Origin of the sequence: Dyella sp. (genome assembly GCF_035685885.1) — a bacterium.
Taxonomy (GTDB): domain Bacteria; phylum Pseudomonadota; class Gammaproteobacteria; order Xanthomonadales; family Rhodanobacteraceae; genus Dyella.
On the sequence record NZ_DASRZX010000043.1, the window covers coordinates 56,212 to 71,856 of the forward strand.

Below are 15,645 nucleotides of genomic sequence, written 5' to 3' on the forward strand. Positions count from 1 at the left end.
GCGGCTCGTGCGCAAGGATACCGCGATCAGGCCGGCACGGCCTCGCCGATGTCCAGCGTAGGCGCCGGAAGCTCGCGTAGCGCGTCAGCGGCGTGGTGGCTCATGCGGCCGTTCACCTGGGCGCCTGCCGCCATTTCCAGCGTGCGGTAGTGCACATCGCCGGTGATGCGCGCCTCCGGAGCCAGTTCCAGGCGGTCGGCGGCATGGATATCACCCTGCACGCGGCCATTGATGATGGCGTGTGGCACGCGGATCTCACCCTGGACGATACCGTTTTCGCTCAGCGTGAACACCGCGCCCTCTTCCTCGGCCAGCACGGATCCCTCGATGCGACCGTCCAGGTGCAGGGTGCCACTGAAGCGGACGTCGCCGTGGATGGTGGTGCCGCGGGCGATCAGGCTGGTGTCGGCGCTGCTGGGTGCGCGCTCGTTGCGCTTACGGTTGAGCATCTTGTTCCCCTTGGGTTGGCGTGAGGTGGCCCGACAGCGCATCGCCCCAGGCGACGGCGCGCGACACCGCATCGTCGCCGGCCGGCTGGGCGGCGATCAGGAGGCGGGTGGGCCGGAAATCGGCGGGCAGCACGATGGTGGCGTGCAATTGCTGGAAATATTTGAAGCGGAATGCCATGCCCGTGGCCTGCGAGGTGTCACCCAGGGCGTTCCATTCCAGGCGCACCACCTTGTCGCCACGCAGGCCTTCCACGCTGACCGTGGCGTTGCCGGTCACGTCGTCGCCGCGCTTGGCGTTCTGGGTCAGGCTGAGGGTGAGGTTCCAGGCATGCGAGTTGGCCACCGGTTGCAGGCGTACTTCCTGCACTTTCAGGCCCTCGCGCTGGGCGTCGCCGCCGGTCAGACGGGAGTAGAAGCCAAGATCCGCGCGCAGGCCGCTGATTTCTTCCTCGCGCTCGGACAGCGTCTTGCGCAGCGAGCGGGTGGCGATGTCCGACACCTGGCTGGCGCGCTGCAGGTTGGCCACCTCCTGCTGGAGGTCGTCGTTCTGCTTCCCGAGGGTCTTGAGCTGGCGCTGTTCGGTCGCGGCCGGGGTGGTGTGGCGGGCCAAACCACCGGCGATCAGCCCGGTAAGCAGCAGGCTGAGCAGCCATGCACCGCCGATCCACCAGGCACGATACCGCCTGCCGGCTGCGTCATGCGGCCGTACCACGAAGCGCGGGGGTGGGCGTGAAGCCATGCGCGGCCTTCCCGGTAAAAACCAAGGTATAGCCGCGCCGTGAGGAAAGCGTCAAGGAACGGTGCCACGCTTTGGGTCGCGGGACAGGCCCGCGGCCGCTCAGCTGTCGATCTTCGACTGCAGGTAGCGCTCGGCGCTGATGTCCTTGATCAGGCTGAACTGGGTCTCCAGCCAGTCGATGTGTTCTTCCTCGTCATGGAGGATGTTCTTGAACAGGTCGCGGCTGACGTAGTCGGCGATGCCTTCGCTGTAGGCGATGGCTGCGCGCAGGTCCTTCACCGCCGCCATCTCCAGGTCCAGGTCGCCCTGCAGGCATTCCACCGGGTTCTCGCCGATTCGCAGCTTGCCCAGATGCTGGAGGTTGGGCAGACCATCAAGGAAAAGGATGCGCTCGATAAGATTATCGGCGTGCTTCATCTCCTCGATGGACTCCTTGTGCTCGTGCTCGGCCAGTTCACCGTAGCCCCAGTCCTTGTACATGCGGTAATGCAGCCAGTACTGGTTGATCGCGGTCAGCTCGTTGTAGAGCACCTTGTTGAGGAACTCGATGACCTTGGCATCACCCTTCATGGGAAGTCTCCTTGCGGCTACAGCACCCGACTATACGTCGCTCTTTACGGCGATGACGGAACGAGAATGACTCCGGACTTCCAACGAAAAACGCACAGCCGGAGCTGTGCGTTTCGGGTGTTCCTTGGGCCGCCCGCGGTCAGGCGATCGCGACTACCGGCAGGCTTATCGTCATCTGCTGGACGGCCTTGTCGAGCGTGGCCCGGGCCTCCTGCTCGCAGCAACCGCAGCAATCCGAACAGCCCGTGCGGGCCTGCAGGTCGGCGAAATGATGCACGCCATCGGCCGCGGCGCGGCGGATGTCGCTATCGGTAACGGCGTTGCACATGCAGATATACATGGGTGCATATGGGAACGCAAATGCGAATGATTGTCAACTATCACTAGGGCGAGGCCGATCGGGACCCCTGCCTGGCGGGGTTCAAGCGGCCGCCTGGCCCTTGCGCGGGTGTCCGGAGGGACCGCCGTTCTCTGGCTGGGGCAGTTCCCCCAGCTCGACGCTGAGCAGGGATTCGACCAGCGGCGCGAAATGGCGCAGTGCCCGTTCGTAGACCTGGCGCTTGAAATTGACCACATGCGCGGCCGGGTACCAGAAGTCCACCCACCGCCAGAGGTCGAATTCCGGCTTTTCGCAGGCATCCAGCCGCAGGTCCTGCTCCTCGCCCACCAGGCGCAGCAGGAACCACACCTGCTTCTGGCCGATGCAGGTCGGGCGCTGGTGGTGGCGCACGTAGCGACTGGGCAGGCGATAGCGCAGCCACCCGCGGGTGACGCCGATCACTTCCACGTGCTGCGGGGCCAGGCCCGTTTCCTCTTCCAGCTCGCGGTACATGGCTTCCAGCGGCGTCTCGTCGCTGCGCATGCCGCCCTGGGGGAACTGCCAGCCGTCACGATTGACGCGTCGCGCCCAGAACAGGCGGCCGTCCGCATTCAGCAGGACGATGCCTACATTCGGACGATAACCATCGACGTCGATCATGCTACCTCCTGGGCGCCCGGCACGAAGGAAAACGCACATCCGGATAGGGCGGCCCGAGTCGATTCAACCATAGCCCGGGAAGAGGCGGCAAGCCGAACACTTGAACCGAAGGGCTGGTACGACTAGACTGCCGGGCCCCGCCTGATCGACGCCACGTCGACGCCTGCGGCGGGAGGCACCCAAGGCTATGTAGCTCAGCCGGTTAGAGCACAGCACTCATAATGCTGGGGTCGGTGGTTCGAGTCCACCCATAGCCACCATTGCGTGTATCTGAAAGCCCTGCAGCGATGCGGGGCTTTTTTGTTTTCAAGGACTTCCGCTCAACGCGAGTCTCGCTGCGGATGATCCTTATCCGGACACCGTTTTGTTGGCCTTCCTAAGTTGGCTTATCAGCCACTTACGAAGGAAGCTCAGATGCGCGCAGCTCTCACCAAGCGAATCGTTGCATCGGCCCAGCCTCGGGAGCGTCCCTATGAGCTCAGGGACGCGCAGGTGCGCGGCCTACTGCTCAGAGTGCAGCCCAGTGGGCACAAAGCGTGGATCGTCACCTGGGCTCATGGGAAGCGTCGCACGCTGGGGTCTGCGGGCCATCTGTCGCTCGATCAGGCCCGGGACATCGCAGTCAAGGTGATCGCTGAATTCATTCAGACCGGCCTCCCACGCAAAAGCGCCAATGCGATCGCATCGACATGGATCTCGTCCGCTGCAGCGGACGGATGATCCCGGACGTTCGTGGCTGATTGACGAAGGCTTGATCCCCTGGCTGTCACCCTTTTCCGCCTTGGGGAGGGTCGGCCGATGCGCGCGGCTGGCATGGCGGCACAGTTGGTGTCTTTGGTGCGTATGCCTTGCCGATTCCGGCTCGGCATCGTTGCGGGTAATCCCTCGGCACGTGGGAGGCGCAATGCCATGGCAAAGGGAAAGAAGGCAGCTGAAGCGGCGCCGGTCGAGCTAGCCCGGCTCAGTGGCAAGGAATACACCAAGGAATTAGCCAGACTCCACGCCGAGCTGGTCAAGCTGCAGTTGTGGGTGCAGCAGAGCGGCGCGAAGGTCTGCATCGTCTTCGAGGGGCGCGATGGTGCGGGCAAAGGTGGCGCCATCAAGGCCATCACGGAGCGCGTGAGCCCCCGCGTGTTCCGCGTGATCGCGCTGCCGGCGCCGACCGAGCGCGAGAAGAGCCAGATGTACATCCAGCGCTACCTGCCTCATCTGCCGGCGGCGGGCGAGATCGTGATCTTCGATCGCAGCTGGTACAACCGCGCAGGCGTCGAACGGGTGATGGGTTTCTGCACCGACGAACAGGTGGAGAGTTTCCTGCGCGTGGCGCCGCTGGTGGAACGAGGCATCGTGCAATCCGGGATCATCCTGCTGAAATACTGGTTGGAGGTCAGCGAGGACGAGCAGACGCGCCGGCTGGAAGGACGCATCCATGACGGGCGCAAGATCTGGAAACTGTCTCCCATGGATCTCAAGTCGTACAGCCGCTGGTATGACTATTCGCGTGCGCGCGACGACATGTTCAGGGCCACCGACACGCAGTTCGCGCCCTGGCTCGTGGTGGATTCCAATGACAAGCGGCGAGCACGCCTGAACATCATCGCCGACCTGCTCAACCGTATTCCCTATGAAGAGGTGGAGCGGCCGAAGGTGGAGCTGCCCAAGCGTCAGAAGCGCGGCAATTACCGCGAGCCGGATTATCCGTTCCGCTTCATTCCGCAGAAATACTGACGACTGCCACGGTTACCGCCGATGCGTGTCGGTGGCGCTGCAGGAGGAAACATCATGTTGCGTCTACTGCTGGGCAACATCGAGCCGGGGACTACCGACGAGGAGCTCGGCGCGTTCCTCACCAAGTACGGCTTTCCAAAATGGGATGGCATTGAGCACGTGCCTGGCGACGGTTCGCGGCCTGCGGTGATCCTTGCGTTCGGCGAGATCAGCGCCAAGGCATTGGAGAAGCTCAGCCAGCGGATCCATCACATGTTCTGGAAGGGGCGCGAACTCAACGCCATGATCATCGGCCAGTACATGCCTTGAGGCATGTCGGTCGCCTGCGGACGGAAACGAGGGGCGATGACGCATTGGTTTCTGGAGGCGGCGTGGTGATTGTTGATCCCGGTTCGCGAGAACCATCGGCGGGGAAGTGCCGCGCTTGTTGATCTTCCGCATCGGACATCGTGGAGCGCGTCGTGCGCCCCACGATGTCCTTGAGTGGCACTGGCTTGCCGATACGTCAGCCGCGGAAAGGACGGCCCTCGTAACGGCGCAGGTGATACACGCGATGAATCTGGCGTGCTCCCACCCAGCCGCCCAGCGCGGCCGCAAGCAGGCCTACCAGAGCACTCAACACCAATGCCCACATGCCGGCAGCGGCGTAATGCTTGACGCGATCGGCGTCGCTTTTGATCTGATCGCGCGCGGCATTCACCGTGGGCAGCCAGCTGTTGACGCGCGCCGTTGCGGTATCCATCGGCATGTCGGTCTGCGCGGCCAGCAAGGTGCGTGCCGCGTCGGTGTGTCCGGCCAGCAAGGCGCCGATGATCGCGGACTCGGCATCGTTCCCGCGGCCGTCGCGGCGCATGTCGCGATCTGCGCTCACGGCGCGGCTCACATCCACATGCAGCAAGGCCATCGATTCATTGGCGGATGCTTCCATGCCTGCACTTGCCGCCATGCCGCCGTGGCGCGGACCGTGCGCATCGCGGCCCATGTGACCAAAAGCCAGGGCAAGCCACAGCGCGCTGACGGTGACTGCCACACCCCACACGGTGATGCCGTGCAGGCTGCCCATCGTTTCGTCGGCGCGCCCGTCGAACCAGCTCGCGAACAAGCCGCCTACGAAGAGTGACGCTGCCCATACCAGCACGAGCCAGACCAGCGTGCCGATGCCAAGCCCCTTCGCCGCAGCTTGCGCGTTGTGCGGATCAAACGCTGAAAACCCCAGCGCGATGCCTGCGCCATACAGCAACACGGCGATGCCTGCGGCCACGAACCAGCCCGACCAGACGGCGCTCCATCGCATTTGCGACAACGGGTCCACCACGATTGAACTGCCATATTCCGTCGTTGCCATGAGTGATCTCCCTTGAGTCAGGCGCAGCCACGAAGCAGCGAAATGAGGATCAGCACGGGAATCGGCACGCCGAGGATCCACAGCAGCACATAACCGATGCCGCCACGCTGCTTCTGAGTGAAGGACTGTTCTTCCCTCGCGGGTTGCACTTCAAATGGACCTTGCATGGTCTGCTCCTGCTGGCGATAGGGCCGCGTACGGCCGGCGAACCACACTGAGGTCGCTTCCGTGGATGACATGTGAGAAATGAGGGAGGACTGTGCGAGGCCGTTAATGTTGGCGACGCGGTTCTGCAAGAGTGCGCTTCTGTCCTGCGGCTGGCCTGCGGGAGATGTGATGAGAGAAGCGAGACGCGAGACGCGGTTACGTTGGTTGGCGCCGCGGCGCTGAAAGCCTTCAGCTTGCCGTCTGGCGCCAAACACGGCGATGCAAAGTTAGTCAGTGCCCCGGTGGTCGATGTTCTTGCGCGCCGCTCGCGGAGTCAGATGCTGTTGGCGTCCTGGTGGTTTTCCCCGGGCCAGCCCCCCAGCTTGCAGCGCATCAGGCCCGCGCCCCGGTGAGGCATCCAGCAGCCATGGCGCAAGCTCGAATCCCGCTCTCGTTCTCGGAGGGCCGCAGCGAACGGGGTGCCGCCGTCTCTCCGCGGTGCCCATCCTGCACGGAGGCCGCTTGCCACAAGCGGTAGAATGCCGCCATGCATATCTTCAAAGTATTCCATCTCGAAGCGGCGCACCGCCTGCCCAACGTACCGCCGGGTCACAAGTGCGCGCGCCTGCACGGGCACTCCTTCAAAGTCGAAATCCACGTGGCCGGCGAGCCCGATCCGGCCTTGGGCTGGGTGATGGATTTCGCCGACGTGAAAGCCGCCTTTGCCCCGCTGTACGACCAGCTTGATCACCACTACCTCAACGACATCGAGGGCCTGGAGAACCCGACCAGCGAAATGCTGGCGCGCTGGATCTTCCGTCGCCTCGAGCCGGCATTGCCTGGGCTGGACAAGGTCGTCGTGCACGAGACCTGTACCTCGGGCGCCAGTTGCAGTCGCGACAGTTTTTGACGCATCGCAAAATTTCTTTGTTTTGACGTAATTGACCGTTTCAATTGAAATTTTTGTGACTATCCGATTCGTTCAGTAAAAATATATTGCACTGCACAAAATGACTTGGTAGGCTTTCAGCCACTACCCCCACTCCCTTCGAGGGACCAAGTCATGACGCAGCAACTGAACACCCAGGTTTTTGCCTACGCCAAGCAGCTGGCTGACAGCGCCTTCAAGGCACAGTCGGTGGCGCTCAAGGGTCTGGAAAAGGTCGCCGAGCTGCAGATCAAGGCGCTGGAAAAGCAGTCCGAGGCCGCCGCGAGCTTCATCAGCGATGCACTGGAAACCCGCGACGTCGATGGCCTGCGCGTGCTGTGGGAAAAGGCTGCCAACGCGGGTCGTGAGAACGCCGAGCACGCCGTGGCCGTGACCCAGGAAATCATCGCGGTCACCCAGAAAACTGCCGAATCGCTCGGTGCCCTCGTGCAAGAGCAGCAGCAGGCCGCCAACGACGCCGTGACCGCTCCGGTCGCCGCCGTCAAGAAGGCTGCCGCCGCCAAGTAAGCCCCGTTTTGCCGGCGCAGCGCCTCTTCCCCCCAGCTGCGTCACGGGGCCGGACGAATGTCCGGCCCTTTTTCTTTGCGTGAGATTTCACGAATGAATGTGTGAACGAATCGCTGCCGGGCAAGTTGTCGCACCCCTCGCGGCTTGTTCGTGTAAATGCCTCGCTGATATACTTTTTCAGATTGGACCGTGCCCCGTAGCTGGTTCGGTGCCGCCTTCGAGCGAAACCGCGCGGGAACGTCACGTGCTCAACAGTCTTGCTTCCGGTCGTCGCCTGGCGCTGCGCATTATCTTGCTGCAGCTTGCCGTGGCGCTGATCGTAGGTCTCACCTTCCTGATGCAGGGGCGCCGAGATGCATTGGCGGCCGCTGCGGGCGCCGCCCTTGTGGCGCTGGGTACGGCGCTTCTGGCGTGGCGTACCTTCGCCGGGTTGGGTGGTGGCGGCATGACAATGTGGCGCGTGATGTCAGGCGTGGTCCTCAAATGGATCGTGATCTTCGGAGGGCTGATCGCGATCCTGGGTCAATGGAAATTACCGCCACTAGCTGCCATCACGGGGCTGGTGGCTGCTTACGCGATAAATCTGCTGGCGTTCAGATTCAAGGGTTAACACATGGCAAGCGAGCCGCAGGGCGGATTAACCGAATACATCCAGCATCACCTTCACCACAACACGGTGAGCTTGGGTGACAGCCCATTCATGCAGGTCCATCTCGACTCGATCGTGGTGGCCTTCCTGCTGGGCGCGCTGTTCTGCCTGTGGTTCTGGCTGAAGGCCCGCAAGGCCACCTCGGGCGTGCCGTCCAAGGGCCAGGCCTTCGTGGAAATCATCGTCGAGTTCGTCGACACCCAGGTGAAGGACACCTTCCACGGCGACCGCCGCACGGTGACACCGCTGGCGCTGTCGATCTTCATGTGGGTGACCTTCCTCAACGCGATGGACCTGCTGCCGCTGGACGCGCCGAGCTGGACGGTAAAGACCGCCGCGGGCGCCGAGGTCGCGCACCACACCTTCTTCCGCTGGGTGCCGACCGCCGACATCAATACCACCGTGGGCCTGGCGCTGGCCGTGTTCTTCATCGTGCTGGGCCATGGCATCAAGGCCAAGGGCGGCCTGGGCTTCGGCAAGGAACTGCTGACCGCGCCGTTCCATGCGCACAACCCGGTCGTCGTCGCCATCCTGGTGCCGTTCAATTTCCTGCTCAACGTCGTGGAATACCTGTCTAAGCCGGTGTCGCTCGCCATGCGACTGTTCGGCAACATGTACGGCGGCGAGCTGGTGTTCATGCTGATCGCTGGCCTGTTCGCGGGCTGGATCAGCTTCCTGCCGGGCGTGATCTTCAATACGGCGTGGGCCATCTTCCACATCCTGATCATCCTGCTGCAGGCGTTCATCTTCATGATGCTGACCATCGTGTACATCGCCACGGCGCGTGAGCATCACTGACGTTTTGTTCCATCCGGTTCCGCTTTAAACCGCTTTGCCCTTTATCACTTCTTAGAAAGATTCACAGGAGAATTCCATGAACCTCGCCGAACTCATTTCCCATGTTCAGGGCCTCACCGCGATCGCCGTGGGCATCATCATCGGCCTCGGCGCGCTCGGCGCTTGCCTGGGCATCGCCATCATGGGTTCCAAGTTCCTCGAGTCCGCCGCTCGCCAGCCGGAGCTGGTTCCGCTGCTGCAGGGCCGCATGTTCCTGCTCGCCGGCCTGATCGACGCTGCGTTCATCATCGGCCTGGCCGTGGCGCTGCTGTTCGCCTTCTCGAACCCGCTGACCGCGCAGGTCATTGCCAACTTCGGCCACTAATCGGCCCGAAGGGAGTCGCCGCGGCTGAATACGCCGCGGCGATCGGCGGTTTAACGCGTTACCGGAGTTAATTGGAAAGCTCATGGATATCAATCTGACTTTCCTGGGCCAGATGATCTCGTTCGGGATCCTGGTCTGGTTCACCACCAAGTTCATCTGGCCGCAGCTCAATCATGCGATCGAAGAGCGCCAGAAAAAGGTTGCCGACGGTCTGGCTGCCGCCGAGAAGGCGCGCGCCGAACTGAAGGACGCCGACGCCAAGGTCGCCAACGAGATCAAGCAGGCTCGTCAGCAGGCCAACGAGATCATCGAGCGCTCGCAGCAGCAGGCCAACCAGATCGTGGATAAGGCGCGTGCCGAAGCCATCGCCGAGGCCAATCGCCTGAAGGCAGCCGCTGCCGAGGAAATCGCCAGCATGCAGCAGCGTGCGCGCGAGGAACTGCGTGGCTGGGTTGGCCGTCTGGCCATCCAGGGCGCGGAGAAGATCGTGCAGCGCGAAGTCGACGCCAACGCCCACAAGGCGATGCTCGACCAGCTCGTGGCCGAGATCTAAGTCATGGCGCAGGCAATCACCCTCGCTCGCCCCTACGCACGTGCAGCCTTCGAGCTGGCCCATGAGGCTGGCTCGCTTGGCGCATGGTCGCAGGCGCTGGCGTTTGCCGCCGAAGTGGCGAAGGACGCTCGCGTGGCTGGCCTTGCCGGCGATCCGCGCGTGCAGCCCGAACAGCTTGTGGCGCTGCATCTGCCGCAAGGCATGGATGCCGGTGCGCCGTTTGCCAAGTTCCTTGGCGAATTGGCCGAGCGTCGCCGCATGGGCCTGCTGCCGGAAATCGCCGCCCTGTACGAGCAGTACAAGCGCGAATCCGAGTCGCAGCTGCTGGTGAAGGTGACCAGCGCGTTTGCGCTGGATGCTGCGCAGGCTGAACAGCTCAAGACGTCGCTCAAGCGCCGCTTCAAGCGCGAGATCGAGCTGGAAACCAGCGTCGATGCCTCGCTGCTTGGCGGCGTGGTGATCGACACCGGCAGCGAAGTGATTGATGGCTCCGCCCGTGGACGTCTGTCGCGCATGACCCGTGCGCTGACGCAGTAAATTTCACGCGAAGTCCATTCGCGAGGAGCCGCCGCCAGCGGTCAGGCTCTTCAAAAAAGACTCAAATCTCAGGATATCGACCCATGTCCAGCTCCACCTTGAACCCGTCCGAGATCAGCGAACTGATCAAGAGCCGTATCGAGCAGTTCAAGCTCGGCGCGGAAGCACGCAACGAAGGCACGATCATCAGCGTGTCCGACGGCATCGTGCGCATCCACGGCCTGGCCGACGTGATGCAGGGCGAAATGATCGAACTGCCGGGCAATGCCTACGCCCTGACGCTGAACCTCGAGCGTGACTCGGTCGGCGCCGTGGTGCTGGGCGAGTACCAGCACCTGCGCGAAGGCGATACCGCCAAGACCACCGGCCGCATCCTCGAAGTGCCGACCGGTCCGGAACTGCTGGGTCGCGTCGTTGACGCGCTCGGCAACCCGATCGACGGCAAGGGCCCGATCAACGCCAAGACCAGCTCGGCCATCGAGAAGGTCGCTCCGGGCGTGATCTGGCGTAAGTCGGTCGACCAGCCGGTGCAGACCGGTTACAAGTCCGTCGACTCGATGATCCCGATCGGCCGTGGCCAGCGCGAGCTGATCATCGGCGACCGCCAGACCGGCAAGACCGCGCTGGCCATCGACGCGATCATCAACCAGAAAGACTCCGGCATTAAGTGCATCTACGTCGCGATCGGCCAGAAGCGTTCGTCGATCGCCAACGTCGTGCGCAAGCTCGAAGAGAATGGCGCGCTGGCCAACACCATCGTGGTCGTGGCCTCGGCCTCCGAGTCGGCCGCGCTGCAGTACATCGCGCCGTATTCCGGCTGCGCCATGGGTGAGTACTTCCGTGACCGCGGCGAAGACGCGCTGATCATCTATGACGATCTGTCCAAGCAGGCCGTCGCCTACCGCCAGATCTCGCTGCTGCTGAAGCGTCCGCCTGGCCGCGAAGCCTACCCGGGCGACGTGTTCTATCTTCACTCGCGCCTGCTCGAGCGTGCCGCTCGCGTCTCCGAGGAGTACGTCGAGAAGTTCACCAACGGCGAAGTGAAGGGCAAGACCGGTTCGCTGACCGCGCTGCCGATCATCGAAACGCAGGCCGGTGACGTGTCCGCGTTCGTACCGACCAACGTGATCTCGATCACCGACGGCCAGATCTTCCTGGAAACCGACCTGTTCAACGCCGGCATCCGCCCGGCCGTGAACGCCGGTATCTCGGTGTCCCGCGTCGGTGGTGCCGCCCAGACCAAGATCGTGAAGAAGCTGTCCGGCGGCGTGAAGCTAGCCCTCGCGCAGTACCGCGAACTGGCTGCGTTCGCGCAGTTCGCTTCGGATCTCGACCCGGCCACCCGCGCCCAGCTGGACCGCGGCGTGCGCGTGACCGAGCTGATGAAGCAGTCGCAGTACGCACCGCTCTCGATCGCCGAGCTGGCGCTGTCGGTGTATGCCGCCGAGAAGGGCTACCTCGACGACCTGCCGCAGAACAAGGTGCTGCCGTTCGAGAAGGGCTTGCATGCCTTCATGCACCAGAACCACGGCGACCTGATGAAGAAGATCGTCGCCACCGGTGACTGGAACGGCGAAATCGAAGGCATCTTCAAGTCCTCGCTCGACGAGTACAAGAAGACCGGTAGCTGGTAAGTGACAAAAGGGTACGGCCGTCCAGACGGCCGTACCGCACCCCGGTGTCATCACCGGGATCGCAATAACCCAAAAGGTTGAGGCAGACGTGGCAAGCGGACGCGAAATCAAAACCAAGATCAAGAGCACGCAGAACATGCGCAAGGTGACGCGCGCGCTCGAGATGGTCTCGGCCTCGAAGATCCGCAAGGCGCAGGATCTGATGAAGGCGTCGCGGCCCTATGCGCGTTCCATGCGCAAGGTCATCTCGCACATCGCCCAGGCCAGCACCGACTTCAGCCATCCGTTCCTGCTGGAGCGCCCGACGGTTGCACGCGTGGGCTACATCGTCATCAGCACGGACCGCGGCCTGTGCGGCGGCCTCAACGCCAACCTGTTCCGTCGCCTGCTCCCGGCCATCCGCGAGTGGCAGGACAAGGGCGTGCAGGTCGACGTGGTGGCGGTTGGCCAGAAGGCGGTCCAGTTCTTCCGTCGCATCAAGGGTGTCAACCTGGTCGCCACGGTCAGCCATCTGGGCGAACGTCCGAAGCTGGAAACACTGGTTGGCGTGATCAAGGTCGCCCTGGACGCCTATATGGGCGGCAAGCTCGATCGCGTGTTCCTCGCACACAACGACTTCATCAACACCATGACGCAGAAGCCGGCCGTTCACGCGCTGCTTCCGCTGCCGGTAGTCGCCGAGGAAATGGCCGAGGGGCAGGTGGCGTCGCCGGATTACCCGGTGTCTGGTCTCAAGCTCGAGCAGAAGCACGACTGGGACTACATCTACGAACCCGATCCGGCCACCGTGCTGGAGCACGTGCTGGGTCGCTACATCGAGTCCGTGGTGTACCAGGGCGTGCTGGAAAACCTCGCCAGCGAGCATGCCGCGCGCATGGTGGCGATGAAGAGCGCGTCGGACAACGCGAACAAGGTCATCGGCGAACTGACGCTGATCTACAACAAGGCGCGTCAGGCCGCGATTACCCAGGAAATTTCCGAGATTGTCGGTGGTGCCGCGGCGGTGTAAGCCGCGCGGTATCGAAATGAATTCATGGCGACGCACGGCGGCGCCGCAACAAACACTAAAGATCCATCCGGAGCACATCCATGAGTCAGGGCAAAGTTGTACAGATCATCGGCGCGGTCATCGACGTGGAATTCCCGCGCGATCAGGTGCCGCAGGTTTACGACGCGCTGAAGATCGACGGCACCGACATCACGCTGGAAGTCCAGCAGGTGCTGGGTGACGGCATCGTCCGTACCATCGCCCTCGGTTCCACCGACGGCCTGAAGCGCGGCCTCGTCGCCCGCAACACCGGCGAAGGCATCAAGGTGCCGGTCGGCAAGGCCACCCTGGGCCGCATCATGGACGTGCTGGGCAACCCCATCGACGAAGCCGGTCCGATCGGCGAACAGGATCGCTGGGTCATCCACCGCGAAGCCCCGAGCTATGACGACCAGGCTGCCGCGAACGACCTGCTGGAAACCGGCATCAAGGTCATCGACCTGGTGTGCCCGTTCGCCAAGGGCGGCAAGGTCGGCCTGTTCGGCGGCGCCGGCGTGGGCAAGACCGTGAACATGATGGAACTCATCAACAACATCGCCAAGGCGCACGCGGGTCTGTCCGTGTTTGCCGGCGTGGGCGAGCGTACCCGCGAGGGCAACGACTTCTACCACGAGATGAAGGACTCCAACGTGCTCGACAAGGTGGCCATGGTATACGGCCAGATGAACGAGCCGCCGGGCAACCGCCTGCGCGTCGCGCTGACCGGCCTGACCATGGCCGAGTACTTCCGCGACGAGAAGGACGAGCACGGCAAGGGCAAGGACGTGCTGCTGTTCGTGGACAACATCTACCGCTACACGCTGGCCGGTACCGAAGTGTCCGCGCTGCTCGGCCGTATGCCGTCGGCGGTGGGCTACCAGCCGACGCTGGCAGCGGAAATGGGCGTGCTGCAGGAGCGCATCACCTCGACCAAGACGGGTTCGATCACCTCGATCCAGGCTGTGTACGTGCCCGCGGATGACCTTACCGATCCGTCGCCGGCCACCACCTTCGCCCACCTGGATGCAACCGTGGTGCTCTCGCGTAACATCGCGTCGCTGGGCATCTACCCGGCCGTGGATCCGCTGGACTCCACCAGCCGCCAGCTCGATCCGAACGTGATCGGCGCCGAGCACTACGACGTGGCCCGTCGCGTGCAGGGCACGCTGCAGCGCTACAAGGAGCTCAAGGACATCATCGCGATCCTGGGCATGGATGAACTGTCCGAAGACGACAAGCAGGCCGTGTCGCGCGCCCGCAAGATCGAGCGCTTCTTCTCGCAGCCGTTCCACGTGGCCGAAGTGTTCACCGGCTCGCCGGGCAAGTACGTGCCGCTGAAGGAAACCATCCGCGGCTTCAAGATGATCGTGGACGGCGACGTGGACCACCTGCCGGAGCAGGCGTTCTACATGGTCGGCGGCATCGACGAGGCCATCAAGAAGGCCGAGGAAATGGGCGCCAAGAAGGCGGCCTGATCGGTGTGAGGCAACAAGGTGAAGCGCGACCTTCGCGCTTCACTTAGCTCCGCACAGCATCGTCTGCTTTTCACCGAACGCACCGGAATACCGTCATGAGTCATACCCTTCGTGTCGACATCGTCAGCGCCGAAGCCGAGATCTTCTCCGGCGAAGCGCAGCTCGTGGTCGCCACCGGCGAGATGGGCGAGCTGGGCATCGCGCCCCGCCACGCGCCGCTGATCACCCGCCTGAAGGCCGGCCACGTCGACGTGGTGCTGAGCAACGGCGAGCGTCAGCAGTTCTGGGTGTCGGGTGGCATCCTGGAAGTGCAGCCGCAGGTCGTCACCGTGCTGGCCGATACGGCCGCCCGCGCATCCGACCTGGACGAAGCCTCCGCCCAGCGCGCCAAGCAGGAAGCCGAAGAGGCGCTGGCCAATCGCACGGACGCGGTGGAAATCGCCGAGGCGCAGGCCAAGCTGGCCGAGGCGATCACCCAGCTGCAGGCGCTGGAGCGCCTGCGCAAGACGCTCAAGCACTGATTCGTCCTTGTGGTGAATGCGAAACGCCGGCCTCGTGCCGGCGTTTTTGTTTATGCTCGCCGCGCATCGAGGAAAGGTTTGATGGCGCATCGACATCGTCCGTGCGGTTGGCTCGCGATCCCCATGGTCGCCCTATTGGGCGGATGCGCCGCGTTGCCGCGCGAGGCTTCCAGCGTCGATGGCTATGGCGTCAGGCATATCCCTCTGGCGTTGGGCCAGACATCCACGGGCGGTACGTGGCTTGAGCATCCATTGCCGGCCTATCCGCCGGAGTGGCTGGCGCAACGCATGGCCCCCCGCGAGGTCGTGGCGCGGCTGAGCGTGGATAGCGAAGGCCGGGTGAGCGAGGTGAGCATCGATGGCGAGTCCGATGCCGATCTCGTGCTGCAGCGCCTTGCCGCGGAAGTACGCGGTGCGGTCTTGCATTGGACGTTCGTGCCTCTGCATGCGAACCAGTGGGCAGCCGACGCCCAGGGTGTAGCCCGCGATACAGGCAGCCAGGTGTTGCCGTTCCGGGTGGCTTACATCTTTCGCTTTGCCTGGAACGGCGAAACCCCGACGGTGGACGTGCACGAGGCCGGGCGCCCGGAGCCGCCTCTCTTACGCCATCCGGATGACTGAAGCGACCCGTCCCGTCGCTGCTATGCTGCGTCGCTGGCCAAGACAGGGAATTC

Annotated in this window: 22 protein-coding genes and 1 tRNA gene; 16 read left to right on the forward strand and 7 right to left on the reverse strand. The window is 63.5% G+C overall.

Annotation, left to right across the window (positions count from 1 at the left end; translation table 11 throughout):
• Positions 1-26: 26 nt before the first annotated feature.
• From VFG49_RS05495 to VFG49_RS05515, 5 genes are all read right to left on the reverse strand, one after another.
• A complete protein-coding gene (locus tag VFG49_RS05495) occupies positions 27-449 on the reverse strand; it encodes a polymer-forming cytoskeletal protein (RefSeq protein WP_324858512.1) in 423 nt (140 codons plus the stop codon).
• On the reverse strand, positions 436-1,188 hold the full coding sequence (locus VFG49_RS05500) for a DUF6776 family protein (protein ID WP_324858513.1): 753 nt from the start codon (positions 1,186-1,188) through the stop codon (positions 436-438). The genes VFG49_RS05495 and VFG49_RS05500 overlap by 14 nt, the downstream gene beginning before the upstream one ends.
• 99 nt (positions 1,189-1,287) lie before the next feature.
• The gene (gene bfr, locus VFG49_RS05505; RefSeq protein ID WP_324858514.1) at positions 1,288-1,758 is read right to left on the reverse strand and encodes a bacterioferritin; all 471 of its coding nucleotides are present in this window, start codon (positions 1,756-1,758) and stop codon (positions 1,288-1,290) included.
• A 139-nt stretch (positions 1,759-1,897) separates the two neighbouring features.
• Entirely contained in the window at positions 1,898-2,098 is a 201-nt protein-coding gene (locus VFG49_RS05510; RefSeq protein WP_324858515.1) for a (2Fe-2S)-binding protein, read from the reverse strand.
• A gap of 81 nt (positions 2,099-2,179) precedes the next feature.
• Positions 2,180-2,737 carry an RNA pyrophosphohydrolase gene (locus tag VFG49_RS05515; RefSeq protein WP_324858516.1) on the reverse strand — a complete coding sequence of 186 codons (558 nt, stop codon included), beginning with the start codon at positions 2,735-2,737 and terminating at the stop codon, positions 2,180-2,182.
• Between the two features lie 183 nt (positions 2,738-2,920).
• On the opposite strand from VFG49_RS05515, the gene VFG49_RS05520 reads away from it, so the two are divergent.
• From VFG49_RS05520 to VFG49_RS05535, 4 genes are all read left to right on the forward strand, one after another.
• Positions 2,921-2,997, forward strand: a tRNA-Met gene (locus VFG49_RS05520).
• Between the two features lie 154 nt (positions 2,998-3,151).
• A complete protein-coding gene (locus VFG49_RS05525; protein ID WP_324858517.1) occupies positions 3,152-3,457 on the forward strand; it encodes an Arm DNA-binding domain-containing protein in 306 nt (101 codons plus the stop codon).
• Positions 3,458-3,646: 189 nt separating this feature from the next.
• Positions 3,647-4,465 (forward strand): polyphosphate kinase 2, encoded by an 819-nt coding sequence (gene ppk2, locus VFG49_RS05530; protein WP_324858518.1) that lies wholly within the window; start codon positions 3,647-3,649, stop codon positions 4,463-4,465.
• A 54-nt stretch (positions 4,466-4,519) separates the two neighbouring features.
• Entirely contained in the window at positions 4,520-4,774 is a 255-nt protein-coding gene (locus VFG49_RS05535; RefSeq protein ID WP_324858519.1) for an RNA-binding protein, read from the forward strand.
• A gap of 196 nt (positions 4,775-4,970) precedes the next feature.
• Here the strand turns inward: VFG49_RS05535 and VFG49_RS05540 are convergent, their stop codons facing one another.
• The gene (locus VFG49_RS05540) at positions 4,971-5,810 is read right to left on the reverse strand and encodes a hypothetical protein (protein ID WP_324858520.1); all 840 of its coding nucleotides are present in this window, start codon (positions 5,808-5,810) and stop codon (positions 4,971-4,973) included.
• 17 nt (positions 5,811-5,827) lie between these two features.
• Positions 5,828-5,977: a hypothetical protein gene (locus VFG49_RS05545; protein ID WP_324858521.1), complete on the reverse strand. Its 150-nt coding sequence runs from the start codon at positions 5,975-5,977 to the stop codon at positions 5,828-5,830.
• A 527-nt stretch (positions 5,978-6,504) separates the two neighbouring features.
• On the opposite strand from VFG49_RS05545, the gene queD reads away from it, so the two are divergent.
• The 12 genes from queD (at position 6,505) to VFG49_RS05605 (ending at position 15,592) form a co-directional block, all read left to right on the forward strand.
• Positions 6,505-6,867 (forward strand): 6-carboxytetrahydropterin synthase QueD, encoded by a 363-nt coding sequence (gene queD, locus VFG49_RS05550; protein WP_324858522.1) that lies wholly within the window; start codon positions 6,505-6,507, stop codon positions 6,865-6,867.
• 153 nt (positions 6,868-7,020) lie between these two features.
• Positions 7,021-7,413: a phasin family protein gene (locus VFG49_RS05555; RefSeq protein ID WP_324858523.1), complete on the forward strand. Its 393-nt coding sequence runs from the start codon at positions 7,021-7,023 to the stop codon at positions 7,411-7,413.
• A gap of 244 nt (positions 7,414-7,657) precedes the next feature.
• The gene (locus VFG49_RS05560; RefSeq protein ID WP_324858524.1) at positions 7,658-8,023 is read left to right on the forward strand and encodes a hypothetical protein; all 366 of its coding nucleotides are present in this window, start codon (positions 7,658-7,660) and stop codon (positions 8,021-8,023) included.
• Between the two features lie 3 nt (positions 8,024-8,026).
• Complete coding sequence (gene atpB, locus VFG49_RS05565) at positions 8,027-8,860, forward strand: F0F1 ATP synthase subunit A (protein ID WP_324858525.1); 834 nt, start codon at positions 8,027-8,029, stop codon at positions 8,858-8,860.
• Positions 8,861-8,936: 76 nt separating this feature from the next.
• Positions 8,937-9,224: a F0F1 ATP synthase subunit C gene (atpE, locus tag VFG49_RS05570; protein WP_102301691.1), complete on the forward strand. Its 288-nt coding sequence runs from the start codon at positions 8,937-8,939 to the stop codon at positions 9,222-9,224.
• An 82-nt stretch (positions 9,225-9,306) separates the two neighbouring features.
• Positions 9,307-9,777, forward strand: a complete 471-nt coding sequence (locus VFG49_RS05575; protein WP_324858526.1) for a F0F1 ATP synthase subunit B — start codon at positions 9,307-9,309, stop codon at positions 9,775-9,777.
• A 3-nt stretch (positions 9,778-9,780) separates the two neighbouring features.
• Positions 9,781-10,314 carry a F0F1 ATP synthase subunit delta gene (locus VFG49_RS05580; protein ID WP_324858527.1) on the forward strand — a complete coding sequence of 178 codons (534 nt, stop codon included), beginning with the start codon at positions 9,781-9,783 and terminating at the stop codon, positions 10,312-10,314.
• Between the two features lie 83 nt (positions 10,315-10,397).
• Entirely contained in the window at positions 10,398-11,948 is a 1,551-nt protein-coding gene (atpA, locus tag VFG49_RS05585; protein WP_324858528.1) for a F0F1 ATP synthase subunit alpha, read from the forward strand.
• An 88-nt stretch (positions 11,949-12,036) separates the two neighbouring features.
• Complete coding sequence (gene atpG / locus VFG49_RS05590; protein ID WP_324858529.1) at positions 12,037-12,957, forward strand: F0F1 ATP synthase subunit gamma; 921 nt, start codon at positions 12,037-12,039, stop codon at positions 12,955-12,957.
• A gap of 80 nt (positions 12,958-13,037) precedes the next feature.
• Positions 13,038-14,450, forward strand: coding sequence for a F0F1 ATP synthase subunit beta (gene atpD / locus VFG49_RS05595; protein ID WP_324858530.1), 1,413 nt, complete (start codon positions 13,038-13,040; stop codon positions 14,448-14,450).
• Positions 14,451-14,545: 95 nt separating this feature from the next.
• Positions 14,546-14,971, forward strand: a complete 426-nt coding sequence (locus VFG49_RS05600; RefSeq protein WP_324858531.1) for a F0F1 ATP synthase subunit epsilon — start codon at positions 14,546-14,548, stop codon at positions 14,969-14,971.
• 123 nt (positions 14,972-15,094) lie between these two features.
• Positions 15,095-15,592, forward strand: a complete 498-nt coding sequence (locus VFG49_RS05605; protein ID WP_324858532.1) for a hypothetical protein — start codon at positions 15,095-15,097, stop codon at positions 15,590-15,592.
• Positions 15,593-15,645: the final 53 nt, after the last annotated feature.